This window comes from Aggregatibacter sp. HK296, assembly GCF_980469475.1.
In genome coordinates this window covers 1,108,976-1,132,972 of the sequence record NZ_OZ413142.1, presented here as the reverse complement: position 1 = coordinate 1,132,972, position 23,997 = coordinate 1,108,976, and the positions used below count along the sequence as shown (strand labels likewise).

The window sequence follows — 23,997 nt, the reverse complement described above, 5'->3', positions numbered from 1 at the left end:
GACTTCACTTTTTTAAATAAAGTCAGGAAAAATTGTGGTTGATGAATACACCAAAAGGGCGTATTGCTACGCCCTTCTATTTTAGTGAGAGTGAAATTACTTATTATCTTTCACTTCTTCAAACTCAGCATCAACAACATCATCGTTTGGTTTGCCGTTGCTTTGCGCTTGTTGTGGCTCGCCTTGCGGTTGTGCTGTTTGTGCAAGTTTTTGTGCAACTTCGGCAAGGGCTTGAAGTTTGGCTTCAATCACTGCTTTGTCTTCGCCTTTCGCTGCAGCTTCTAAGTCGCTTAATGCGCTTTCGATAGCGGCACGATCTGCGGCTGGAACTTTATCACCTGCTTCTTCTAATTGTTTACGTGTACCGTGTACAAGGTGATCGGCTTGGTTGCGAGCTTGTACTAATTCTTCAAATTTACGGTCAGCTTCAGCGTTCGCTTCGGCATCGCGTACCATTTGTTGAATTTCTTCATCACTTAAACCGGAAGACGCTTTAATGGTGATTTGTTGTTCTTTACCGGTGCCTTTGTCTTTCGCAGAAACATGGATGATACCGTCTGCGTCGATGTCGAAGGTCACTTCAATTTGTGGCATACCGCGTGGAGCAGGGTTGATGCCTTCAAGGTTAAATTGACCTAAAGATTTGTTGGCAGACGCTTGTTTACGTTCACCTTGTAACACGTGAATAGTTACCGCACTTTGGTTATCTTCAGCAGTTGAGAACACTTGAGATTTTTTGGTTGGAATCGTGGTGTTTTTCTCAATTAAGGTGGTCATCACACCGCCCATGGTTTCGATACCCAATGATAATGGGGTAACGTCTAACAACAATACGTCTTTTACATCACCTGCTAACACGCCACCTTGTACCGCTGCACCAATCGCAACGGCTTCGTCAGGGTTAACGTCTTTACGTGGCGCTTTACCGAAGAACTCTTCTACTTTTTGTTGTACTAATGGCATACGGGTTTGACCGCCCACTAGGATAACATCATCAATTTGTGATGCGCTTAATCCGGCATCAGATAAGGCAACTTTCACCGGCTCAAGGGATTTCGCCACCAAATCTTCAACTAAAGATTCTAATTTTGCACGGGTCAACTTGATGTTTAAGTGTTTAGGACCGGTTGCATCCGCTGTGATGTAAGGTAAGTTCACATCCGTTTGTTGTGCGGAAGAAAGCTCAATTTTTGCTTTTTCACCTGCTTCTTTTAAACGTTGCATTGCAAGCGGATCTTTACGCAAGTCAATGCCTTGTTCTTTTTGGAATTCATCGACCAAATAGTTGATCACACGGTTATCGAAGTCTTCACCACCTAAGTGAGTATCACCGTTGGTTGCTAATACTTCGAATGTTTTTTCGCCACCCACTTCATCGATTTCGATGATGGATAAATCGAATGTACCACCACCTAAGTCGTAAACAGCGATTGTTTTGTTACCTTGACCTTTATCCAAGCCGTAAGCTAGTGCGGCTGCAGTTGGTTCGTTGATGATACGTTTAACTTCTAAACCTGCGATACGACCAGCATCTTTGGTTGCTTGACGTTGCGCATCGTTAAAGTATGCCGGCACGGTAATAACCGCTTCAGTAACCGGTTCGCCCAAGAAATCTTCGGCGGTTTTTTTCATTTTTTTCAACACTTCGGCAGAAATTTGCGGAGGTGCTAATTTATCGCCTTTCACATTGACCCATGCATCGCCATTGTCTGCACGTGTAATCTCAAATGGCATGATGTCGATATCACGTTTTACTTCAGCATCTTCAAAACGACGGCCGATTAAACGTTTGATTGCGAATAAGGTGTTTTTCGGGTTGGTCACCGCTTGGCGTTTTGCCGGTTGACCGACTAAAATTTCGTTATCATTTGTATAAGCAATAATTGACGGGGTGGTACGATCGCCTTCTGCGTTTTCAATCACGCGTGGTTTATCGCCATCCATCACAGCAACACAAGAGTTTGTTGTACCTAAGTCAATACCAATAATTTTTCCCATTTTTTTTCTCCTCGTAAAATTTTAAATTCGGTGTAATGGTTTACGGATTGTAAGATGTGGATTGAATTTTGCATTTCAAGGCATTTATTTAAAAATTTTTTCAATGCATGAAAAGTGCGGTTCAAAAATCAGATGGATTTTCAGTGCTAGCTTTACCCAAAGGCTTGTTGCTAGAACGACACATTTGTGGTTCAATCCTGATTCGTTTTGTAAAATGAGGATAAAAGTAAGAGATTCAAGAGGAAGAGAAAAATTTAGTGGTCTTTTTTCTAAAAAATTAAATTTATGGTAGATTAGCCAAGTTATTTCACTTTTTATTTATTAAGGACAGAGGGTATGAAAAAATCAACGTTAACGTTAGGTGTTATTGCTGCATTAGGTGCCGCCTGGGTTGGTGGTGCATGGTACACGGGAAAAGTGGCAGAAGAAGAATTTGTCCGTCAAGTCAATCTCGTCAATAAAGATCTTCACCAATCTGCGGATTCTCTCGGTTTGGATATTCGCTTTGATCATGTGTCTTTCGAGCGTGGTTTATTTAGTTCTAAAACTAAATATGACATTTTAGTGGCTGAGCTTGAAAATCCGAGCAAAACTTGGACGTTGCCATTTGAAGGGACGTTATACCATGGCCCGTTGCCGTTAAATCAGCTAAGTCATTTTAATTTCATGCCAAGTCTGTTTTCCAGTGTGGATTTGATGACTAAAAATGAAACAACGACTCCTTGGTTTGAGGCAACAAAAGGCAAAACGCCGATTATGGTGACTACCACTGTCGATTATAACCAAAGCGGATCTTCTCGTGTGGATCTTGTGCCTTTTGAAGCTGTGATGGAAGAAGGAACATTGGCTGTGAATGGCTTGGATATGAAACTGGGCTTCAAGCGCGATGGTGTGAATAAATTAGATTTTGTGCTGAATAAACTTCAATATAGTGAGCCGGATAAAAATGCTTCTGTTGAGTTTAACGATTTAAAAATTGATGCTGAGTATCAACGCATTCCGGAATGGGCGTATCTTTCCACCGGCAAACAATCTTTGTCAGGCGGTGCGGTGAAGTTCAATGGAATAGATTCTGAAGGAAAAAACAATCACGTTGAATTTAAGAATTGGAAAGTCTATTTTGATACGGTAAGAAAAGATAACATCTTAGATTCCGGGGCAAAAATCGTATTTAACGGCATTGCTGTCCGTGATGCTGATTTAGGAGATTTAACCATTGATATGGCGTTAAATCATGTTGACGGTGAAACCTTTAACCAATTAATTCAGGTTTATAACGAATCCGCGAAACAACCGCATGATGTGCTTACCGGTGAAGAAGTGCAGATCACGAAAAAATTCATTGATACTCAACCGCAGTTTATCTTTAATCCGACACTTAACAATAAAGCCGGTAAATTAGCCTCCAATTTGGATATTTCCATGGCAAGCGCTGATTTTGAAAATGCGATTAGCCAAGGGAAGATTTTCCGTTTGTTTAACCACTTTATTTTCAAAATGGATGCCAATAAAGAAGCGTTAATTGAGGGAGCTGCGACGGTATTGCAGTTAGACCGACTTGATGATAAAGAACAGGCAACTAAAGTGGCAACAGAACAAGTTAATTTAGGCGTTAAAAATAGTGTGCAGCAAGGTATTCTGGTTGAGGATGGAAAATCCGTTAAACTCGATCTTGTGCTGGAAAAAGGTGAGCTTAAATTAAATGGAAACGTGATTCCGGAAGAGCAAGTGTTTTCTATCCTGTTTTTAGCCATGATGTCAATGGGGCAGTAGTTTATATCAATATCCCTCGATAATATTGTGCATATAAAGTGCGGTCGATTTACAAAACGTTTTGAATGTCGACCGCACTTTCTGTTTATAGCGCCTTTCTTATCAGAGAATAAATTGATGTAAAACCGTGAGTGAGTTCACAAAATTACAAATAACCGTTTGCTTTATAATGGCATGTTGCTATCCTTAGCCCCAACAAAAATAAGTGCTATACAAATAGCCAAACATATTTTGCTTTCCGAGTAGTGCCTCCTGTGAGGCACTTTTTTTTTACCTATTTTTCTCATTATTCATGACATGATTTTTGGGATAAAAAAATCCCGCCATAAAAAGCGGGATGTAGTTGATTAATGAGATTACATTTTCTCAACGGTTTTAATGCCGAGTAAATCCAACCCTTGTTTTAACGTTCTTTCTGTTAACAACGCCAGTTTTAAGCGACTGAGCTTCACTTGTTGATCGTCGTTATTCAGAATCGGGCAATGCTCGTAGAAAGAAGAGAACACGCCTGCCAATTCATATAAATAAGCACAAAGCACATGCGGTGTACCTTCTTTTCCAACCACTTGAACGGCCTCTTCAAATTGCAATAATTTGATTGCCAAAGCACGTTCTTTTTCATCAGTAATGCTTAATTGGGCTTGTTCTACTTCGCTTAGGGCAATTTGGCTACGATTGAAAATCGAACGAATGCGGGTGTAGGCATATTGCATATAAGGCGCCGTGTTGCCTTCAAAGCTCAACATATTGTCCCAGTCGAATACATAATCCGTGGTGCGGTTTTTAGATAAGTCCGCATATTTCACTGAACCGATACCGACGGCCTCAATGACATCCGCTTTTTCTTGTTCAGAAAGTGCGGTGGATTTTTGCGAAATTAATACACCCGCGCGTTCAATGGCTTCGTCTAATAAATCGGCCAGTTTCACGGTGTCACCACTACGGGTTTTGAACGGTTTGCCGTCCTTGCCTAACATCATGCCGAAATTTTTGTGTTCTAGCTGGAAACTGTCCGGCACATAGCCTGCTTTACGAGTAATCAGCCAAGCTTGTTGCATATGTTGGCTTTGGCGCGTATCGGAGAAGACTAATGCACGGTTGGCTTTTAAGGTTTCATAACGGTATTTGGCAGCCGCGATGTCGGTGGTGGTGTAAAGGAAGCCACCATCTTTTTTCTGCACGATAACGCCCATTGGGTCGCCATCTTTATTTTTGAATTCATCCAAATAAACTACTAATGCGCCGTCATCTTCTACGGCCAAACCTTGTTTTTTCAGATCTTCAACAATGCCCGGCAACATTGGGTTATACAAGCTTTCACCCATCACATCTTTGTCTGTTAAGGTCACGTTGAGACGATCGTAGTTATGTTGGTTTTGTTGCATGGTGATCTTCACCAGTTTTTGCCACATAGTGCGGCAATATTCATCGCCACTTTGCAGTTTTACAACATAGTTACGGGCTTTTTCGGCAAAGACCGGATCTTCGTCATAATGTTTTTTTGCCGCACGATAAAAAGCTTCTAAATCGCTCAATTCCATTTCGCTGGCATGTTCGTTTTCCATTTTTTCCAAATAGGCAATCAGCATACCGAATTGAGTACCCCAGTCGCCCACATGGTTGGCGCGGATGACGTTGTTACCTAAAAATTCAAGTGTACGTACGACGGCATCACCGATAATGGTTGAACGCAAATGTCCCACGTGCATTTCTTTGGCAACGTTTGGGGAGGAATAGTCCACAACCACGGTTTGTTTTTTCGGATTGTGTACGCCTAATTTTGGATCTTGTACAGCGCAGCTGATCTTATCTGCAAGCCAAGTTTCTTTTAGAAAAATGTTAATAAATCCCGGGCCGGCAATTTCCGTTTTTTCTGCAATGTCTTGTAATTCTGCTTTGTCTAATACGCTTTGGGCAAATTCACGTGGGTTTAATCCCAATTTCTTGGCGACCGGCATGATGCCATTGGCTTGATAATCACCAAACTGCACTTTGCCCGATTGGCGAACGAGGGCTTCACATTGTGCGTCGGCACCGGCTGCAATCATCGCCTGTTTGATTTTTTCGGATAAAATAGATTGAATATTCACGGCTGAACCTTAATTTTTTGAAATAAGTTTGGGCTGATAAAATAGCTCGATATAATACCGTTCTTTCACCTTTCAGAAAAGTCAAAAAGGAAAATTATGTCGTTTCGCTTTCCCCATAAAATATTTGAAAAACAGACCGCACTTTTTACCGACTTTCAGGATTTTGAGCAAAAAATTCAGGCATTGGCGCAACAGCTTAATGTCGATTTTACTCAATATGAAATTGATCACCTTTCTTTGCGGGTAAACACCGAACAAACAGCGAAGGCTTGGCTGACGCTATTGTTAGAGCATGGCTCGGTGTTGAGCGATAACCTGATTAACGGTAGAGTGATTTATTTGATTCAGTTACATGAGCCTTTGCGTTTGGCGCAACAAAAGGTTGATGTGGTGGAATTACCTTTCCCAAAAGATAAACATTATCCGCAGGAAACTTGGGAGCATATTGAGGTGGTTGTTCCATTTTTACCCAATGAAACCGCAGCAGAATGGTTAGCAAGAATAAAAAATACATTCTTGCGGAACCAACCCGAACGTTTTAAAGTCAAAACGAGCGAACCGAAAGGGAGTGGTGAAACACTGCTCAATTTGTCTATTGCAGTAAGTTTTGTGGATAAGACGCAGAATCCTACTTGTATCAAGTTCCACCCATACAGCATCAAGCAAATTGTAAGCGCGGTTTGATGATATAAAGCGGTTCAATAAAATCAGATTCATCGTTTATTTATCAAAGAATAAATAAGCAAAATAAAAGGTTAATTTCGTGTTTAAGGAGCTTTTATGAAAAAGATCGCATTAGCTATTTTAATAAGCTTAACTCTTGTTGGTTGCGCCAATGAAGATATTTATGGCGGTAACGTCTATTCGGGTACTCAAGCAAAAGAAGCCCGTTCGATTAGTTACGGCACTATTGTTTCCACCCGTCCGGTGAAAATTCAATCAGACAATCAAGGCGTAGTAGGCACGATCGGTGGTGGTGCGATTGGCGGTATTGCCGGTTCAGCGATCGGTGGTGGCACAGGCAGGGCGTTAGCCACTGCGGTTGGTGCGGTTGCCGGTGCCGTTGTCGGCAGTAAGGTTGAAGAAAAAGCCAGCCAAGTTAGCGCCATTGAAATGGTTATTCGCAAAGATGACGGCAAAGAAATTGTTGTGGTGCAAAAAGCCGAAGCGAATCTCGTGCCAGGTGCGCGTGTGCGTATTGTTGGTGGTTCACGTTTGAATGTTTCCGCACTTTAATTTAAATAAGATGAGAAAGGCTTTTGAGATAAGCTCGAAAGCCTTTTTTATTGCCTAAACTTCAATAACATTTCTATTCTGTGCTAGAATGCCCCGATTTTTTTATTTCCCTTTCCATTTTCCTTCGAAGGTTAAAGAATGAAACCCTCTATTATCAATAAATTAGATAGCTTAAAAGAACGTTATGAAGAGCTTGAAGCGTTGTTAGGCGATGCTTCTGTCATTAGTGATCAAGATAAATTCAGAGCCTATTCCAAAGAATATTCGCAACTTGAAGACGTGGTGAAAAGTTTTAGCCGTTGGAATCAGCTTAATGCCAATTTAGAAGAAGCGCAGCTCCTGCTTGACGACCCAGAAATGAAAGAAATGGCACAAATGGAGATTGAAGAATCCAAAGCCGAACTGGAACAAGTTGAGCAGCATTTACAAATTCTCTTACTACCGAAAGATCCGAACGACGAATATAACTGCTACCTTGAAATCCGCGCCGGTACCGGTGGTGATGAAGCCGGGATTTTCGCCGGTGATCTTTTCCGTATGTACAGCCGTTATGCGGAAACCAAACGCTGGCGCATTGAAGTGCTGAGTGAAAACGAAAGCGAGCAGGGCGGATTTAAAGAAATTATTGCCCTTGTGAGCGGCGATGGTGCCTATGGCCAATTAAAATTTGAATCTGGCGGGCACCGTGTACAACGTGTACCGAAAACTGAGTCACAAGGGCGTATTCATACCTCTGCGTGTACTGTTGCGGTGATGCCGGAATTGCCGGAATCTGAAATGCCGGAAATTAACCCATCAGATTTACGTATTGACACTTATCGTGCCTCCGGTGCGGGTGGTCAGCACATCAATAAAACCGATTCCGCCGTGCGTATTACCCATATTCCAACCGGCATGGTAGTGGAATGTCAGGATGAGCGTTCACAACATAAAAATAAAGCCAAAGCCTTGTCCGTGCTTGCTTCCCGTTTAGTGCAACAAGAACAGGAAAAATTGGCGCAAGAGCAAGCGGATACCCGTCGTAACCTTTTGGGTTCCGGTGACCGATCAGATAAAATTCGTACCTACAACTACCCACAAGGGCGTGTGACCGATCACCGCATTAACTTGACGATTTATCGCTTAGATGAAGTGATGAACGGTAAAATTGATGATTTGATTCAGCCGATTATCACCGAATACCAGGCGGATCAGTTGGCGGCATTGTCCGAACAAAATTAACGATGAGAACGAGCTTAACGGCTCGTTCATTTTATTTGACGAAAATGAATTATCAACAATGGCTGCAACAAGCCACGCAAGCGTTAAATCAGGCGAATCCTACGGAAAATGGCAGAACTGATGCACAGGTGTTATTGCAATTTGTGACGCAAAAATCTCGCGCATTTATTTTGGCTTTTGGCGAGACGCTGTTGGACGAAAAAACACAAGAAAAACTGACCGCACTTTTATCTCGTCGTCTGCAAGGTGAGCCTATCGCTTATCTTCTCGGTGAAAAAGAGTTTTGGTCGTTGCCACTGAATGTGTCGGCAGGCACGCTGATTCCTCGTCCTGATACAGAAATTCTGGTGGAAAAAGCGCTAGCGATTGCCATTGAAAAGCTACAAAAGTGCGGTCAAGATTCCCAATGTTTTCGTATTTTAGATCTGGGTACCGGCACGGGCGCGATTGCCTTGGCGTTAGCCTCTGAACTGAAACCCATTGCGCAAAAACAGCACATTCAACTGGAAATTATCGGTGTGGATGTCATGCCGAATGTGGTGGCGTTGGCGACATCCAATGCGGAAAAAAATCAGTTAGACGTCAGTTTTTTACAAAGCCATTGGTTTGACAAGGTGACAGGCACATTTGATTTGATTGTGAGTAATCCGCCTTATATTGATGCAAAGGATGAACATTTAACCCAAGGAGATGTACGCTTTGAGCCCTTGTCGGCGTTAGTGGCGGAAGAAGAAGGCTATGCGGACTTACGTCATATTATTGCCAATGCGCCGAAATTTATGCGGACAGGCGGTTATCTGTTGGTGGAACACGGTTGGCAACAAAGGGAAAAAGTCCGGTCGATTTTCCAAGAGAATTTTTGGACATCGATTGAAACTTTACGGGATTACGGAAATAATGAGCGCGTAACCTTAGGTTGTTGGGCTCAAACTGAAAATAAATAAGGAAGACATATGCAAAATAAATGCATTCAATTAGGCGATATTCAAATTGCCAACGATAAACCCTTTGTCTTATTTGGCGGCATGAATGTGCTCGAAAGCCGCGATATGGCAATGCAAGTGTGTGAAAAATATGTGGAAGTGACGCAAAAATTGGGCGTACCTTATGTGTTCAAAGCCTCTTTTGATAAGGCAAACCGTTCTTCCATTCATTCTTATCGTGGCCCGGGCATGGAGCAGGGATTGAAGATTTTTGCTGAGTTAAAGCAAACATTCGGCGTAAAAATCATTACGGATGTACATGAAATTTATCAATGCCAACCGGTTGCCGAGGTGGCGGATATTATTCAGTTACCGGCATTTCTTGCTCGCCAAACAGATTTAGTTGAAGCGATGGCGCGTACCGGTGCAATCATTAATGTGAAAAAACCGCAATTTTTAAGCCCGGGACAAATGGGCAATATTGTGGAAAAAATCGCTGAATGCGGCAACGATAAAGTGATTTTGTGTGATCGTGGCACGAATTTCGGCTATGACAATTTAATCGTCGATATGCTGGGTTTCAGCGTGATGAAAAATGTCTCTAAAGGTTGTCCGGTGATTTTTGATGTGACCCATTCATTGCAATGTCGCGACCCGTTTGGTGCAGCATCGGGTGGTCGTCGTGCGCAAGTCACCGAACTTGCCCGTGCTGGTTTAGCTGTTGGCTTGGCCGGTCTATTCCTAGAGGCTCACCCGGAGCCGAACAAAGCCAAATGTGATGGCCCGTCAGCGTTACCGTTAGATAAATTGGAAGCCTTTGTTGCACAAATGAAAGCCGTGGATGATTTGGTGAAATCCTTCCCTGAATTAGACACCTCTAACTAGTCTCTTCAATATTCAATATATAGTGCATAAAATTCTTTTTATGCACTATATATGCGATAAAACATGAATTTTATGAAATTAAATTGAGCTTTTTCTGGATTTTTTCTTCATTTTACGCTAGGATCCAGCAAAATTTTGTCAATGAATCTCTATTTAAATAAAAAAATTTAATGTTTATGTTTAAAAAATTTTTGATGATTGTTCCTTTATTTGTTTTGGCGGCATGTTCAAATTCTACAAAGAATGTTGCTGCTTCAGTACAAGATCAAGAACAGTTAAACCAATTAATTCATGCGCAACTAAAAACGAATAAACCGCATCAATATTCTGAGCTAATGGATAAACAACTTGCGAACATATATCAAGAATGGGCAGGTACACGTTATCGTTTAGGCGGTCTGACGAAAGGGGGCATTGATTGTTCCGGTTTTATGCAAACGACTTTCTTGAAAGCTTATGGTTTAGCATTGCCTCGCTCTACATCTGAACAACGTCATGTCGGCACAAAAATTGAAAAAAGTGAATTAAAAGTTGGTGATTTAGTTTTCTTCCGTAAAAACAAGCATGTTGGCGTGTATATTGGCGGCGATAAATTTATGCATTCCAGTACCAGTCGTGGTGTCATTATTGAGTCATTAAACGATGATTACTGGGCAAGAACTTATACGCAATCTCGTCGAGTGCTTTAAGTTTATTTTTCTGAAACATAAAAGAGCGGTCAAAAGTGTTAGCATTTTTGACCGCTTTTTTATTTGAGATGCAGGTAGTTCTTTTATTAGGCGGCAAAGCGAAGTGTATTTTTACGTTGTAGTTGATGAATGACATTGGTTACGGTGCCTACAATCGGTAGTTCTCGCCAATTGGTCGTTTTAATATTTTCCATTTTAGAGTCCAAAGATAAGAAAATAAATTCCCCGTTGTTGTGTGCAATAAACTCATATACGTGAAATTCATTGTTTACTTCAAGGACGATCAATTCGTCTAAAAATAATTCCTCATTATTTTCTACGACCAACATATCACCTTCTTCAATTCCCCAGGCGAGCATATTAGGATTTGTCATTCGAATAAAACATGTTTGTTGAGGACGTTTAATGCAATACAAGTTGAGATCAAGTTTTTTATTGAAACTACGATTTTCTTGTTTCATATCTTCAAAAAAAGGAATGGGTTGATAAGAAAACATGTGATCGTTTTGTGCAACAACGTTGTGGTGGTAGTTCATATCTGCTCCTCAGTAAAATAAACTGTGTTTTTATACAGTTAAATATACTGTTTTTATATCCAGTAAGTCAACAGGTAAAAAATAAATTTTTGAATTATTTTTTCGATAGGATAATGTCGGACTTATTGTTTTCTAAAAAAGTATTAGGTTTATTGGATCTAATCTAAAGAAATTTATCAAAATTTCTATAAACTTAATGAAAGTTAAATGTTCGTATTTATTTTATCAAAAAATTCCGCTATCTTTATCGACCTGGGGGAATCAGTTTTGATTCTAAGATCAACCGCAAGTGATTGCATAACTCTCGTTAACTTATTATGAATATGTCTCGTTTAATTTCACTCTTCTTCCAAGGCAGTTTGGTCAAACGTATTGCTGTTGGTTTAGTGTTAGGTATTTTGGTCGCACTCATTACACCTATGTTACAACCGACATTAGGTTTTAACTTGGCTGAAAAAGTCGGTGTGTTAGGTCAAATTTTTGTTCGTTCACTACGTGCTGTTGCACCATTATTGATCTTTGTTTTGGTTATGGCCGCAATTGCCAATAAGAAAGTGGGCTCCAAAACCAGCATGAAATCCATCATTGTGTTGTATTTGGTCGGTACTTTCTTAGCAGCATTAGTTGCTGTTATTGCAGGATTCTTGTTCCCAACAGAAGTCGCATTATCAGTAAAAGAAGATATTTCTGCTGCACCAAAAGGTGTTGGAACCGTATTGTTGGATTTAATTTTCAATATGGTGGACAACCCGCTAAATGCATTATTTAAAGCGAATTTCATTGGCGTATTGACTTGGTCTATCGGCTTAGGTTTGGCCTTACGTCATGCTTCTGATGCAACTAAAACCGTGATTTCCGATATTTCTGAAGCGGTCTCCAAAATTGTTTATGTCGTTATTTTATTTGCGCCAATCGGTGTATTCGGTTTAGTTTCTGAAACATTAGCAGATAAAGGATTGGTAGCATTAGGCGGCTATATTCAATTATTAAGCGTGTTAGTCGGCTCCATGTTATTTGTGGCTTTTGTTGTGAATCCGGTTTTAGTTTTCTGGAAAATCCGTCGCAATCCATATCCATTAGTTTGGACTTGTTTGCGTGAAAGTGGTGTAACCGCATTCTTTACCCGTAGTTCTGCAGCCAATATTCCGGTGAACATCAATCTTGCGAAACGCCTGAATTTAGATGAAGAAACTTATTCTGTTTCTATCCCATTGGGCGCAACCATTAATATGGCCGGTGCTGCGATTACGATCACCATTTTAACCCTTGCGGCAGTGCATACCTTAGGCATTGAGGTTTCTTTCGGTAGTGCAATTCTGTTAAGTCTCGTGGCTAGCTTGTGTGCTTGTGGCGCATCCGGGGTTGCCGGTGGTTCATTATTGTTAATTCCATTAGCATGTAGCCTATTTGGAATTTCTGATGATGTTGCGGCACAAATGATCGGGGTTGGTTTCATTATCGGTATCTTACAAGATTCTACAGAAACCGCACTTAACTCATCTACCGATGTACTTTTCACCGCAGCAGCTTGTATTGCGGATGAAGAGAAAAAGTAGAAGATAAAATCGCATGATATAAAATATGAAAAAGGATAGAAATTCATCTATCCTTTTTACTTTTTGTGTCGCACGGTATATTCTTTAGCCCATTATTTCTTAATTTAGATATAGGTCATTTGAATGAAATTATTCGTTTCTATTTTTTTATCGTTCCTCTTTGCAAGCAATGTAGTTGTTGCGGCAGAAAATACGCCTCAAGGAATACCGAATCAACTCGAACAACAAGTTGATAAAAAAAACTCAAATGCGCAAAGTGTTTCCTTGGGCGTTTTTCAAAATTATGTTGTTGTAGGTGTTGAAGGACGGGAGATTGCAGTTGATGATAATAATCAGGCTTATGTGTTAGTTAAATTTACGGTTGAAAATAAAAGCAATAAACCAATAAAATTTCTTCAATGGCTAAGTGTCTATACATACGATAAACAAATTGTTCATTTACAAAGCGTGCCATTAAGTTTTGCTCAACCAATGGCGCCTGCAGCTAAGGCAGATATTAATTTGCGCATTCCATTTAATAAAGTGCCGAATGAATATCGCTCTTTATTTAGTAATGTACAAGAAAACTTAATGATTTATGCCGTACCGGAAAATGTTGTTTTTGCGGATGGGCAAAAAATGAATGTTAAAAATTAAATACTGTTTTTTCATCCAGTGATTTATGCTAAAGTGCGGTTAGAAAATAACATGTTTTTTAACCGCACTTTTTTATGCCTGATTCTCTTTCCTGCAAGCCTAGAAAAATTATTCACATTGATATGGACTGTTTTTATGCTTCCATTGAAATGCGTGAAAATCCTACATTGGCGGATAAGCCAGTTGCTGTTGGTGGAAGAGCAGAGCAACGAGGCGTGCTGACAACATGTAATTACATCGCCCGCAAGTTTGGGCTACACAGTGCAATGCCAACCGCACAGGCGCTAAAATTGTGCCCTCATTTGGTTTTACTGCCGGTTAACATGCCTCTATATCGCGAGGTTTCCCGTCAAATTCATCAAATTTTCCAGCGTTATACAACGATCATTGAACCTCTTTCTTTAGATGAGGCTTATTTAGATGTAACCGATTGTGATAAATGTTCCGGTTCGGCAACTTGGATCGCACAAGATATTCGCCAAGCCATTTGGGATGAACTTCGGTTAACCGCTTCTGCCGGTGTTGCACCATTAAAATTTTTAGCCAAAATCGCATCCGATCAAAATAAACCGAACGGGCAATTTGTGATTGAACCCAAAGATGTCGATGAGTTTGTTGCTCATTTGCCACTTAAAAAAATTCCAGGTGTGGGCAAAGTAACCTCGGAAAAATTACTGCAAATGGGCTTAGCATGTTGTGCAGATGTACAAAAAATTGATCGGCATCTCTTGTTAAACGCATTGGGTAAGATGGGGCAACAAATTTGGTCATACAGCCATGGTATTGATGAGCGAATGATTCAGCCTCATCGAGAGCGTAAATCCATTGGTGTTGAAACGACATTATTGACGAATATTACTGCCTTGGAACAGGGCATTGCCGTGTTGGATGAGTTATATGCTCAATTAGTAAAACGCGTGCAACGTTCTGCTGCCAATATTCCTTTTTCACAGTTGAGAAAAATTGGTGTGAAACTCAAGTTTGAAGATTTTCAGGTGACGACTCTAGAAAAAAGTGCGGTAGTATTTTCGAGAGAAAATTTTCAACAGCTGCTAAGTCAAATTTGGCAACGTAGACAGGGGCGAAGTATTCGTTTAATTGGCTTGCATGTCATGTTGCCGGAAGAAAACCATTCAGGGCAAATGAGCTTGTGGGGATTTTCTGAAGAGGGTGATAAATAACCTCCTTTCTTTATGCTTTCTTTTTGGCAGGCTATAGAAATTCTCTTATAATACACCGCACTTTTTACCTAAACGGTAAGCGAATAATCTATGAAATTAACAGCAAATAATAAAACACTCGATCTTTCTACCCCTAAAATTATGGGGATCCTCAATTTCACCCCGGATTCTTTTTCTGATAGCGGTAAATTTTTCCAATTAGACAAGGCGTTGTTCCAAGTAGAAACGATGTTGAATCAAGGCGCATCGATTATTGATATTGGAGGAGAATCAACCCGCCCGATGGCAGAAGAGGTGACGTTAGAAGAGGAACTTGATCGGGTTGTTCCTTTAGTTGAGGCGGTGAGAAAACGGTTCGATTGCTGGATTTCGGTAGATAGTTCCAAAGCACAGGTGATGCAAGAGGCTGCTAAGGTGGGCATGGATTTGATTAATGATATTCGCGCTTTACAAGAACCTGATGCATTACAAACTGCCGTTCGTTTGGCATTGCCGGTGTGCATTATGCATATGCAAGGGCAGCCGCGAACAATGCAGATCAATCCGCATTACGATGATGTGGTGGCGGATGTTTTAAAATTTATGCAGCAGAGAACGGAACAATGTTTGGCTTCGGGAATCAAAAAAGAGAATCTGATTTGGGATCCCGGCTTTGGTTTTGGCAAAAGCGTGCAACATAATTATTGTTTGTTACAACAATTTTCTGTTTTATGTGAACAAGGGTATCCGGTGTTGGCGGGAATTTCTCGTAAATCCATGATTGGTGCTGTGTTGGATAAGCCTGTAGAACAACGGACAGTGGGTAGTGTGGCTGCCGCATTAATTGCTGCGATGAAAGGCGCCAGCATTTTGCGTGTACATGATGTTGGTGAAACTGCCGATGCCCTTAAAATTTGGCTTGCAACACAGAATGCGTAATTGTGCTGTCAGACGAATGACGGCATAAAATAATAAATAACATTTTTATTGAGAAGGAATTGAAACATGGCTGAACGTAAATATTTTGGTACTGATGGGGTGCGTGGAAAAGTCGGTAGTCATCCGATTACCCCTGATTTTGTTTTAAAACTCGGTTGGGCTGCAGGCAAAGTATTAGCGACACAAGGGTCTCGCGTGGTGCTGATTGGTAAAGATACCCGAATTTCGGGCTATATGCTTGAATCTGCTCTTGAGGCCGGTTTGGCAGCAGCCGGTTTATCTGCGGCATTTACCGGCCCGATGCCGACGCCTGCCATCGCTTATTTAACCCGCACTTTCCGCGCGGAAGCCGGTATCGTGATATCCGCTTCCCATAATCCGTATTATGACAATGGGATTAAATTCTTTTCTACACAAGGGACGAAATTACCCGATGATGTGGAGGAAGCTATCGAAGCCATGTTGGAGCAACCGATGGACTGTGTTGAATCTGCCGAATTAGGTCGAGCCAGCCGAATTAAAGATGCTGCAGGCCGTTATATTGAATTTTGTAAAAGTACCTTTCCGGCGCACTTGAGTTTAGAGGGATATAAAATTGTGGTGGATTGTGCCAATGGCGCAACCTATCATATTGCGCCGAATGTTATGCGTGAATTAGGCGCGGAAGTCATTGAAATTGGCACCCATCCGAATGGCATGAACATTAATGAAAAATGCGGTGCAACGGATATCAAAGCGTTGCAACAAAAAGTGTTAGAAGTACAAGCGGATGTGGGGTTAGCGTACGATGGTGATGGCGACCGTTTAATTATGGTGGATCATCTCGGGAATAAAGTCGATGGTGACCAAATATTATTTATTATTGCGCGTGAAGCCTTGCGCGAAGGGCGTTTGCAAGGCGGTGTCGTAGGCACCTTAATGAGCAATATGAGTCTTGAACTTGCCTTAAAACAATTAGCCATTCCGTTTGTGCGCGCCAATGTGGGCGACCGTTATGTGTTGGAACAAATGCAAGAACGCGGTTGGGGCTTAGGCGGTGAAAACTCGGGGCATATTATTATTGCGGATCGTAATACGACCGGCGATGGCATTATCGCTTCTTTAGCCGTGTTGACCGCAATGGTAAAACATCATTTGTCGCTGAACGAATTAGCCGATGCAGTCAAATTATTCCCACAAGTATTAATTAATGTGCGTTTTGCCGGTGGTAATAACCCATTAGAAAGCGATGCCGTGAAATCGGTTGCTGCAGAGGTTGAAAAACGCCTGGCCGGCAAAGGACGTATTTTACTGCGTAAATCAGGCACTGAGCCGTTAATTCGCGTGATGGTGGAATGTGAAGACGGCGCATTGGCTCAGCAATGTGCAGAAGAAATCGCTGAAGCGGTGAAAGCCAATTAATCTTTAAGGTTATTATAAATGCATTTATTTATTATGCGTCATGGCGAAGCAGAATTGATGGCGAACTCGGATAAAGCACGTCATCTTAACGCTAACGGTAGAGAACAATCCCGACTTCAAGGAAGGTGGCTAAAATCCACCGCACTTGAGTTCGATAAAGTCTTGGTGAGCCCTTATACCCGAGCTTTAGAAACCTTTGATGAAATTAATCAGGTTTTTGAGCAACAACTTTCCGATAAATTGGAAGTGTGGGAAGGCATTACGCCTTATGGAGATTCCGGTTTGGTTAGTTCTTATGTGGCTTTGTTGGAAAAAGAAGGACACAGCAACCTCCTGCTGATCTCTCATTTGCCTTTGGTGGGGGATATTATGAAGGAATTGTGCGGTCGAAATCCGGCGAGTTTTTATCCCGCTACGATTGTTGAGGTTCATTTGAATAATCAGCGAGCTGAAGTTAAAGAAATAAAATATTTCAGTAAAACGAACTAAAAAAACATTTCTTTTTACGTCATTTTGTTACACACTGTAAACGTCTTACAAAATAGGTTTGTGAGGCGTTTATTTTTTTATTTGTTAGGAGCTACTATGAAAAAATCAGTATTAACCGCCTTAGTCTTAGGTGCAGTGTTAAGTGTTACTGCATGTGATGACAATAAAACTTCACAAAAAGTTGAACAGGCTAAAGCCAGTGTTTCAGAAGCAAAAGAAGCGGTAGTCAGTGCAGCGCAAGATGTAAAAACGGCAACCGTTGAAGCAGTTAAAGAAACAAAAGACGCTGTGGTAACAAAAGCAGGTGAAATGAAAGACGCTGCGGCTGAGAAAGTCGCTGAAGCAAAAGAAACTGCCTCTGAAAAAATGGATTCAATCGCAAGCAAGGCCGGTGAAATGAAAGATGCAGCGGCTGAGAAAGTGAGTCAAGCTGCAGGTGCGGTATCTGAAAAAGCGGCTGAAGTGAAAGACGCCGTAAAAGAACGCACTGAAAATAAATAAAAGGCAGATTTCCTGCTTTTAGAATGGGATGAAAACTAATTTATCCTTTTCAGCAAAAATCCTGACTGAACGATATAAAAATTCAGTTGGGATTTTTTCTTTGTGTAAGAAACGACTATTTACCGCTAAAAATTCGGCATCTAAATATTGTGTATAGATCGCACCGGAATTACTGTTGACCCCCGCCATGGCACGCCCTAATAATTCGCCATAAATATGAATATTGCCATCTGCAGCGACTTCAGCGCCTTGTTCTACGTCGCCATGAATAATCAAATCACTATTTTTTGCATAAATAACCTGCTTATCAATAACATTGTGGGTTATGACTTTGGTCGGCAGATAGCGTGGCTCAGGAAGTATTTCTGAAAGATTATCAATGTTGCCTAGAATCGGTAAATCGGCGGTTAAAATTAATTCTCTTTGTAGATGATTTTGCCAGTCGGCAACCCCAATGACGTGAATGTGATATTCGGCAAGCAGTGCTTTTAGTTCGGTTAAATTCACTTTTTCCAGCATAGGATTGAATTGCAAAATCACTTCAATATTTTTAAATAATGAAGGGGAAGTTTTGCTTTTCTTTGTCAATGCGCGCTTAATTGCGGTCAAGCTTGAACTATTGATACTGATAAATACAGCGGAAAATTGACCTGTTCGTAGTTCGATAATATCTTGAGCCATAAAGAAATTCCAAGGAAAAAAGTTGCTTAATGATAATGAATTATTGCAAAATCGGCAACTTGAACCTTGTCTTGGAGCAAAATTATGCTATGTGCTATTTATAAAAGCCCAAAAGAAGCTGGCATGTATCTTTATATTGAAAAACGTGATCAATTTGATGCGTTACCTGAAGCGTTATTAACGGTTTTTGGTAAACCGGTTTTTGTCATGTTGTTTAATCTTGCCGGTACAAAACCGTTGGTAAATGCCGATAAAACGGAAGTGTTGCAGCAAATTAAAGAAAAAGGATTTTACTTACAAACGCCGAAAAAAGATGATTGGTTGTTTAGTCTTTAAAAGTGCGGTGAATTTTCAGACCGTTTTTTCTCAGACTTTTGCTGAATTAAATCTTGCTATTTGTGTTCTAGAACACTATAATACGCCACATATTTCGGACGCGGGGTGGAGCAGCTTGGTAGCTCGTCGGGCTCATAACCCGAAGGTCGTCGGTTCAAATCCGGCCCCCGCAACCAATCACAAGTTCAGTAAAAAGAACCCCAATTTTGGGGTTTTTTTATACGATAAATTTGTTGTTTAAATATCAACGCGTTGTTTTTAATACGTTGATAATTATTGAAAAACTGGGCTGTAAGCCCTTTTTTTACGTCTATCGTTTAGGGAGGTTGTTTTGGCAACTTTGGAACAAAAATTACAGGATTTATTACAAGGCTCGGTAGAAGATCTCGGCTGCGAGCTTTGGGGCATTGAATGCCAACGCGTTGGTCGTTATTTAACCGTGCGTTTATTTATTGATAAAGAAGGTGGCGTCACAGTAGAAGATTGTGCCGATGTAAGCCGTCAAGTGAGCGCCGTGTTAGATGTGGAAGATCCGATTGCCGATAAATATAACCTTGAAGTGTCTTCTCCAGGGTTAGATCGTCCGCTATTTACCTTCGCGCAATATACCCGTTATATCGGCCAGGAAATTGTCGTGCATTTGCGTATTCCGGTGGCGGATCGTCGTAAATGGCAAGGTGAATTGGCTAAAATTGAAAATGACATGATTACGTTGATTGTTGATAAACAAGAACAGATTTTGGCGTTTGGCAACATTCAAAAAGCGAACGTTGTTCCGAAATTTTAAATTTAAAGAAGGATAGAAAAAGCATGAGTAAAGAAATTTTATTAGCGGCAGAAGCCGTATCCAATGAGAAATTGCTTCCACGTGAAAAAATTTTTGAAGCGTTGGAAAGCGCTATTGCCCTTTCCACCAAAAAGAAATACGAATATGACGTTGATGTTCGTGTTGCGATTAATACTAAGACCGGTGAGTTTGACACATTCCGTCGTTGGTTAGTGGTGGAAGAAGTGAATAACCCAACAAAAGAAATCACCTTAGAAGCAGCTCGTTTTGAAGACCCTAATGCACAAATTGGTGATTATGTGGAAGATCAAATCGAATCTATCGCCTTTGACCGTATTGCGATGCAAACTGCGCGTCAAGTGATTAGCACTAAAATTCGTGAGGCGGAGCGCAGCAAAATTGTTGATCAATTCCGTTCGAAAGAAGGACAAATTATTACGGCGACCGTGAAGAAAAGTAACCGCGATAGCATCATTTTAGATGTGAATGGTGAAGACGGTAATAAAGCAGAAGCGGTGATGTTACGTGAAGATATGTTACCGCGTGAAAACTTCCGCCCGGGTGACCGTGTACGCGGTGTGTTATATAAAGTGAGCCCGGAAAGCAAAGGCGCACAATTATTCGTAACACGTGCTAAACCGGAAATGTTAATTGAATTGTTCCGTTTGGAAGTGCCGGAAATTGGTGAAGAATTAATTGAAATTAGAAGTGCAGCACGCGATCCGGGTTCTCGCGCTAAAATTGCGGTGAAGAGCAATGATAAACGTATTGATCCTGTAGGCGCTTGCGTAGGGATGCGTGGTGCTCGTGTTCAAGCGATTACCAATGAGTTAGGCGGTGAGCGTGTTGATATCGTGCTTTGGGATGACAACCCGGCACAATTCGTGATCAATGCCATGGCGCCGGCAGATGTGAGTTCTATCGTTGTTGATGAAGATAAACATGCGATGGATATTGCGGTAGAAGAAGCGAATTTGGCGCAAGCCATTGGCCGTAATGGTCAAAACGTACGTTTGGCAACTCAATTAACCGGTTGGGTGTTAAACGTTATGACTACCCAAGACTTAAATGCAAAACACCAAGCGGAAGACGACAAAGTATTGAACTTATTCATTGATGCCTTGGAGATCGACGAGGAATTTGCACAATTATTAATTGATGAAGGTTTCTCTACGTTAGAAGAATTGGCGTATGTTTCCGTGAGCGAATTAACCGCCATTGATGGTTTGGAAGATGAAGATTTAGTAGAGGAATTGCAAACCCGCGCGAAAAATGCCATTACAGCGAAAGCCTTGGCAGAAGAAGAAGCGTTGAAAAAAGCAAAAATTGAAGATCGTTTGTTGAATCTTGAAGGCATGAATCGTCACATCGCCTTTAAATTGGCAGAAAAACAAATCACGACCTTGGAAGATCTTGCTGAGCAAGGCGTTGATGATTTAGCCGACATTGAAGGACTCAGTGCCGAACAAGCTGCAGATTTAATTATGGCAGCGCGAAACATTTGTTGGTTCACTGAGTAATGAAGGAGTGAAAAGATGACAGAAGAATTAAAAAATGCCCCAAAGAAACTGAGCTTACAGCGTAGAACAAAAACGACCGTGAGCGGAACGAGTGCTTCTGGTAAGAGTAAAGAAGTGCAAGTTGAAGTACGTAAAAAACGTACAATTCCAACAGAAGCAGCACAAAGAGCTGAAGAAGCCGCAAAATTAAAAGCGAAACAAGAAGCTGAGCAAAAAGCGGCGGAAGAAAAAGCGCTAAGAGAAAAAGCCGCCAAAGAGAAAGCAGCGAAAGACAAAGAAGCAGCGGAAAAAGCGAAACAAGCACAAAGTGCGGTTGAAAATAAACCTAAATCGGTTGATCCGGAAAAAGAAAAACGTAAAGCCGAAGAGGCGGAATTACGCCGTAAAGCGGAAGAGTTAGCTCGTCAAAAAGCGGAAGAACAAGCGCGTAAAGCGGCTGAGGAAGCGAAACGTTATGCTGAAGCTGATACGTCAAGCAATGAAAGCGCCTCAGAAGATTATACCGATTACAATTTAAGCTCTCGTTATGCTTTAGAAGCAGAAGATGAAGAAGAACGTCGTAATGAAGGTCGCGGTCGCGGTAAAAATAAAGTCGCTAAAGCGAAAAAAGGCGGACGTGATGATGAAAGCAATAAAAACGAGCGCGAGTCTAACCGCCGTAACCTAAAAGACGGTAAATTCGGCAAAGGTAAAAATGGTAAGAAAGGTGCTGCATTACAACAAGCCTTTACAAAACCTGTTCAGGCGGTGAAAACAGATGTTGTCATTGGTGAAACCATTACCGTTGCAGAATTAGCAAATAAGATGGCGACCAAAGCCACCGAAATCATCAAGGCGATGATGAAAATGGGCGAAATGGTAACCATTAACCAAGTGCTTGACCAAGAAACTGCACAATTAGTGGCAGAAGAGTTAGGGCACAAAGTGATTCTTCGTAACGAAAATGAGCTTGAAGAAGAAGTATTAGGCGATCGTGATGTTAATGCTGAAAAAGTGACGCGTGCGCCGGTAGTAACCATTATGGGTCACGTTGACCATGGTAAAACTTCCTTACTTGACTACATTCGTAAAGCGAAAGTGGCAGCCAGCGAGGCGGGTGGTATTACTCAGCACATCGGTGCATACCACGTAGAAATGGATGACGGTAAGATGATTACCTTCCTAGATACTCCGGGACACGCGGCATTTACCTCTATGCGTGCACGTGGTGCGAAAGCAACGGATATCGTGGTACTTGTGGTTGCGGCAGATGATGGTGTGATGCCTCAAACCATTGAAGCGATCCAGCACGCCAAAGCAGCAGGTGCGCCTTTAGTAGTTGCAGTGAACAAAATCGATAAACCGGAAGCCAATCCGGATCGCGTGGAACAAGAATTACTTCAACACGAAGTGATTTCTGAAAAATTCGGTGGTGATGTGCAATTCGTCCCTGTTTCTGCGAAGAAAGGGATGGGTATCGATGATTTATTAGATGCCATCTTACTTCAATCAGAAGTCCTTGAATTAACTGCAGTGAAAGACGGTATGGCAAGTGGTGTTGTGATCGAATCTTACCTTGATAAAGGTCGTGGTCCGGTGGCAACCATTCTTGTTCAATCCGGTACGTTACATAAAGGCGATATCGTACTTTGCGGTTTTGAGTATGGTCGTGTTCGTGCGATGCGTGATGAAAACGGTCAAGAAATCGAGGAAGCCGGTCCATCTATCCCTGTTGAGGTGTTAGGTCTTTCTGGCGTTCCGGCAGCGGGTGATGAAGCAACTGTGGTTCGTGATGAGAAAAAAGCACGTGAAGTGGCACTACACCGTCAAGGTAAATTCCGTGAAGTGAAACTGGCTCGTCAGCAAAAAGCGAAACTTGAAAATATGTTTAGCAATATGACGGAAGGTGATGTCGCTGAACTCAACATCATTGTGAAAGCAGACGTACAAGGTTCTGTGGAAGCGATTATTCAATCGTTACAAGAGCTTTCTACGGATGAAGTAAAAGTGAAAGTTGTCGGTTCCGGTGTGGGTGGTATTTCTGAAACTGACGCAACGTTAGCCGCAGCTTCCAACGCGATTATGGTCGGCTTTAACGTCCGTGCGGATGCATCAGCTCGTCGTATTATCGAAGCCGAAAATATCGATCTTCGTTATTACTCCATCATTTATGAACTCTTAAATGATGTGAAAGCAGCGATGAGCGGTATGTTACAACCAGAATTTAAACAAGAAATCATCGGCTTGGCTGAAGTGCGTGATGTGTTTAAACATCCGAAATTCGGCGCTATCGCTGGTTGTATGGTGACCGAAGGTATTGTGAAACGTAACAACCCAATCCGCGTGTTACGCGACAACGTGGTGATCTTCGAAGGTGAATTGGAATCTCTCCGTCGCTTCAAAGACGACGTATCTGAAGTGCGTAACGGTATGGAATGTGGTATCGGCGTGAAGAACTACAATGACGTAAAAGTCGGCGACCAGATTGAGGTGTTCGAAGTCGTTGAGATTAAACGCTCGATTTAATCTTAAAAGAAAGTGCGGTCAAATTTGACCGCACTTTTTGCCTAGGGTAATGCGTTACCTTTATGGCTGTATACAAGCGTTTCCGAAGGGGAAGCATTAGGCCTAACCGTGGGTATATTTGCCCGTGGACAATTA

At 41.5% G+C, this 23,997-nt stretch carries 22 protein-coding genes and 1 tRNA gene; 19 read left to right on the top strand and 4 right to left on the bottom strand.

Annotated elements, in window-relative coordinates:
* Nucleotides 1-96: 96 nt before the first annotated feature.
* Nucleotides 97-1,998, bottom strand: coding sequence for a molecular chaperone DnaK (gene dnaK / locus AC30SH_RS05345; protein ID WP_212510625.1), 1,902 nt, complete (start codon nucleotides 1,996-1,998; stop codon nucleotides 97-99).
* A 336-nt stretch (nucleotides 1,999-2,334) separates the two neighbouring features.
* On the opposite strand from dnaK, the gene AC30SH_RS05340 reads away from it, so the two are divergent.
* Entirely contained in the window at nucleotides 2,335-3,771 is a 1,437-nt protein-coding gene (locus tag AC30SH_RS05340; protein WP_212510626.1) for a YdgA family protein, read from the top strand.
* Between the two features lie 356 nt (nucleotides 3,772-4,127).
* Here the strand turns inward: AC30SH_RS05340 and argS are convergent, their stop codons facing one another.
* A complete protein-coding gene (gene argS, locus AC30SH_RS05335) occupies nucleotides 4,128-5,861 on the bottom strand; it encodes an arginine--tRNA ligase (protein WP_212510627.1) in 1,734 nt (577 codons plus the stop codon).
* A 96-nt stretch (nucleotides 5,862-5,957) separates the two neighbouring features.
* Between argS and AC30SH_RS05330 the strand changes: the two genes are divergently transcribed.
* The 6 genes from AC30SH_RS05330 (at nucleotide 5,958) to AC30SH_RS05305 (ending at nucleotide 10,815) form a co-directional block, all read left to right on the top strand.
* Entirely contained in the window at nucleotides 5,958-6,545 is a 588-nt protein-coding gene (locus tag AC30SH_RS05330) for a VOC family protein (protein ID WP_212510628.1), read from the top strand.
* A 96-nt stretch (nucleotides 6,546-6,641) separates the two neighbouring features.
* Complete coding sequence (locus tag AC30SH_RS05325; RefSeq protein WP_212510629.1) at nucleotides 6,642-7,097, top strand: outer membrane lipoprotein; 456 nt, start codon at nucleotides 6,642-6,644, stop codon at nucleotides 7,095-7,097.
* A gap of 138 nt (nucleotides 7,098-7,235) precedes the next feature.
* Complete coding sequence (gene prfA, locus AC30SH_RS05320; RefSeq protein ID WP_109103717.1) at nucleotides 7,236-8,318, top strand: peptide chain release factor 1; 1,083 nt, start codon at nucleotides 7,236-7,238, stop codon at nucleotides 8,316-8,318.
* Between the two features lie 44 nt (nucleotides 8,319-8,362).
* Nucleotides 8,363-9,262: a peptide chain release factor N(5)-glutamine methyltransferase gene (prmC, locus tag AC30SH_RS05315; protein ID WP_109103718.1), complete on the top strand. Its 900-nt coding sequence runs from the start codon at nucleotides 8,363-8,365 to the stop codon at nucleotides 9,260-9,262.
* Between the two features lie 9 nt (nucleotides 9,263-9,271).
* Entirely contained in the window at nucleotides 9,272-10,126 is an 855-nt protein-coding gene (gene kdsA / locus AC30SH_RS05310) for a 3-deoxy-8-phosphooctulonate synthase (protein ID WP_109103719.1), read from the top strand.
* A gap of 176 nt (nucleotides 10,127-10,302) precedes the next feature.
* Entirely contained in the window at nucleotides 10,303-10,815 is a 513-nt protein-coding gene (locus tag AC30SH_RS05305) for an NlpC/P60 family protein (protein ID WP_109103865.1), read from the top strand.
* 86 nt (nucleotides 10,816-10,901) lie between these two features.
* Here the strand turns inward: AC30SH_RS05305 and AC30SH_RS05300 are convergent, their stop codons facing one another.
* On the bottom strand, nucleotides 10,902-11,351 hold the full coding sequence (locus tag AC30SH_RS05300) for a LexA family protein (protein WP_048748903.1): 450 nt from the start codon (nucleotides 11,349-11,351) through the stop codon (nucleotides 10,902-10,904).
* 317 nt (nucleotides 11,352-11,668) lie between these two features.
* On the opposite strand from AC30SH_RS05300, the gene sstT reads away from it, so the two are divergent.
* From sstT to AC30SH_RS05265, 7 genes are all read left to right on the top strand, one after another.
* Nucleotides 11,669-12,907: a serine/threonine transporter SstT gene (gene sstT, locus AC30SH_RS05295; protein WP_109103720.1), complete on the top strand. Its 1,239-nt coding sequence runs from the start codon at nucleotides 11,669-11,671 to the stop codon at nucleotides 12,905-12,907.
* 123 nt (nucleotides 12,908-13,030) lie between these two features.
* Complete coding sequence (locus AC30SH_RS05290) at nucleotides 13,031-13,543, top strand: hypothetical protein (RefSeq protein ID WP_489582235.1); 513 nt, start codon at nucleotides 13,031-13,033, stop codon at nucleotides 13,541-13,543.
* A 74-nt stretch (nucleotides 13,544-13,617) separates the two neighbouring features.
* Nucleotides 13,618-14,724: a DNA polymerase IV gene (dinB, locus tag AC30SH_RS05285; protein WP_109103722.1), complete on the top strand. Its 1,107-nt coding sequence runs from the start codon at nucleotides 13,618-13,620 to the stop codon at nucleotides 14,722-14,724.
* Nucleotides 14,725-14,814: 90 nt separating this feature from the next.
* Complete coding sequence (gene folP / locus AC30SH_RS05280) at nucleotides 14,815-15,642, top strand: dihydropteroate synthase (protein WP_109103723.1); 828 nt, start codon at nucleotides 14,815-14,817, stop codon at nucleotides 15,640-15,642.
* Between the two features lie 66 nt (nucleotides 15,643-15,708).
* On the top strand, nucleotides 15,709-17,043 hold the full coding sequence (glmM, locus tag AC30SH_RS05275) for a phosphoglucosamine mutase (protein WP_212510630.1): 1,335 nt from the start codon (nucleotides 15,709-15,711) through the stop codon (nucleotides 17,041-17,043).
* Nucleotides 17,044-17,061: 18 nt separating this feature from the next.
* Nucleotides 17,062-17,532: a phosphohistidine phosphatase SixA gene (gene sixA, locus AC30SH_RS05270; RefSeq protein ID WP_212510631.1), complete on the top strand. Its 471-nt coding sequence runs from the start codon at nucleotides 17,062-17,064 to the stop codon at nucleotides 17,530-17,532.
* A gap of 96 nt (nucleotides 17,533-17,628) precedes the next feature.
* Nucleotides 17,629-18,033 carry a hypothetical protein gene (locus tag AC30SH_RS05265; protein WP_212510632.1) on the top strand — a complete coding sequence of 135 codons (405 nt, stop codon included), beginning with the start codon at nucleotides 17,629-17,631 and terminating at the stop codon, nucleotides 18,031-18,033.
* 18 nt (nucleotides 18,034-18,051) lie between these two features.
* On the opposite strand, the gene minC is transcribed toward AC30SH_RS05265, so the two are convergent.
* Nucleotides 18,052-18,714, bottom strand: a complete 663-nt coding sequence (gene minC / locus AC30SH_RS05260) for a septum site-determining protein MinC (protein ID WP_212510633.1) — start codon at nucleotides 18,712-18,714, stop codon at nucleotides 18,052-18,054.
* A gap of 84 nt (nucleotides 18,715-18,798) precedes the next feature.
* Here minC and AC30SH_RS05255 point away from each other — a divergent pair, with 84 nt between their 5' ends.
* The 5 genes from AC30SH_RS05255 to infB all read left to right on the top strand — a co-directional run bounded on the left by AC30SH_RS05255 (nucleotide 18,799) and on the right by infB (nucleotide 23,862).
* Nucleotides 18,799-19,050, top strand: a complete 252-nt coding sequence (locus AC30SH_RS05255; protein WP_048748887.1) for a YcgL domain-containing protein — start codon at nucleotides 18,799-18,801, stop codon at nucleotides 19,048-19,050.
* A 99-nt stretch (nucleotides 19,051-19,149) separates the two neighbouring features.
* Nucleotides 19,150-19,226 (top strand) — tRNA-Met (locus tag AC30SH_RS05250).
* A gap of 155 nt (nucleotides 19,227-19,381) precedes the next feature.
* A complete protein-coding gene (rimP, locus tag AC30SH_RS05245) occupies nucleotides 19,382-19,837 on the top strand; it encodes a ribosome maturation factor RimP (protein ID WP_212510634.1) in 456 nt (151 codons plus the stop codon).
* A gap of 23 nt (nucleotides 19,838-19,860) precedes the next feature.
* Nucleotides 19,861-21,357: a transcription termination factor NusA gene (nusA, locus tag AC30SH_RS05240; RefSeq protein ID WP_212510635.1), complete on the top strand. Its 1,497-nt coding sequence runs from the start codon at nucleotides 19,861-19,863 to the stop codon at nucleotides 21,355-21,357.
* Between the two features lie 15 nt (nucleotides 21,358-21,372).
* A complete protein-coding gene (infB, locus tag AC30SH_RS05235) occupies nucleotides 21,373-23,862 on the top strand; it encodes a translation initiation factor IF-2 (RefSeq protein WP_314886317.1) in 2,490 nt (829 codons plus the stop codon).
* Nucleotides 23,863-23,997: the final 135 nt, after the last annotated feature.

What these genes read in the sequence shown, in the direction of transcription:
- prmC (WP_109103718.1), top strand. Translation starts at nt 8,363, where the DNA reads ATGAATTATCAACAATGGCTGCAACAAGCCACGCAAGCGTTAAATCAG.
- folP (WP_109103723.1), top strand. Translation starts at nt 14,815, where the DNA reads ATGAAATTAACAGCAAATAATAAAACACTCGATCTTTCTACCCCTAAA.
- dnaK (WP_212510625.1), bottom strand. Translation starts at nt 1,998, where the DNA reads ATGGGAAAAATTATTGGTATTGACTTAGGTACAACAAACTCTTGTGTT.
- AC30SH_RS05265 (WP_212510632.1), top strand. Translation starts at nt 17,629, where the DNA reads ATGAAAAAATCAGTATTAACCGCCTTAGTCTTAGGTGCAGTGTTAAGT.
- AC30SH_RS05305 (WP_109103865.1), top strand. Translation starts at nt 10,303, where the DNA reads ATGTTTAAAAAATTTTTGATGATTGTTCCTTTATTTGTTTTGGCGGCA.
- AC30SH_RS05340 (WP_212510626.1), top strand. Translation starts at nt 2,335, where the DNA reads ATGAAAAAATCAACGTTAACGTTAGGTGTTATTGCTGCATTAGGTGCC.
- glmM (WP_212510630.1), top strand. Translation starts at nt 15,709, where the DNA reads ATGGCTGAACGTAAATATTTTGGTACTGATGGGGTGCGTGGAAAAGTC.
- AC30SH_RS05325 (WP_212510629.1), top strand. Translation starts at nt 6,642, where the DNA reads ATGAAAAAGATCGCATTAGCTATTTTAATAAGCTTAACTCTTGTTGGT.
- AC30SH_RS05290 (WP_489582235.1), top strand. Translation starts at nt 13,031, where the DNA reads ATGAAATTATTCGTTTCTATTTTTTTATCGTTCCTCTTTGCAAGCAAT.
- AC30SH_RS05300 (WP_048748903.1), bottom strand. Translation starts at nt 11,351, where the DNA reads ATGAACTACCACCACAACGTTGTTGCACAAAACGATCACATGTTTTCT.
- infB (WP_314886317.1), top strand. Translation starts at nt 21,373, where the DNA reads ATGACAGAAGAATTAAAAAATGCCCCAAAGAAACTGAGCTTACAGCGT.
- sixA (WP_212510631.1), top strand. Translation starts at nt 17,062, where the DNA reads ATGCATTTATTTATTATGCGTCATGGCGAAGCAGAATTGATGGCGAAC.
- AC30SH_RS05330 (WP_212510628.1), top strand. Translation starts at nt 5,958, where the DNA reads ATGTCGTTTCGCTTTCCCCATAAAATATTTGAAAAACAGACCGCACTT.
- kdsA (WP_109103719.1), top strand. Translation starts at nt 9,272, where the DNA reads ATGCAAAATAAATGCATTCAATTAGGCGATATTCAAATTGCCAACGAT.
- nusA (WP_212510635.1), top strand. Translation starts at nt 19,861, where the DNA reads ATGAGTAAAGAAATTTTATTAGCGGCAGAAGCCGTATCCAATGAGAAA.
- sstT (WP_109103720.1), top strand. Translation starts at nt 11,669, where the DNA reads ATGAATATGTCTCGTTTAATTTCACTCTTCTTCCAAGGCAGTTTGGTC.
- dinB (WP_109103722.1), top strand. Translation starts at nt 13,618, where the DNA reads ATGCCTGATTCTCTTTCCTGCAAGCCTAGAAAAATTATTCACATTGAT.
- prfA (WP_109103717.1), top strand. Translation starts at nt 7,236, where the DNA reads ATGAAACCCTCTATTATCAATAAATTAGATAGCTTAAAAGAACGTTAT.
- minC (WP_212510633.1), bottom strand. Translation starts at nt 18,714, where the DNA reads ATGGCTCAAGATATTATCGAACTACGAACAGGTCAATTTTCCGCTGTA.
- AC30SH_RS05255 (WP_048748887.1), top strand. Translation starts at nt 18,799, where the DNA reads ATGCTATGTGCTATTTATAAAAGCCCAAAAGAAGCTGGCATGTATCTT.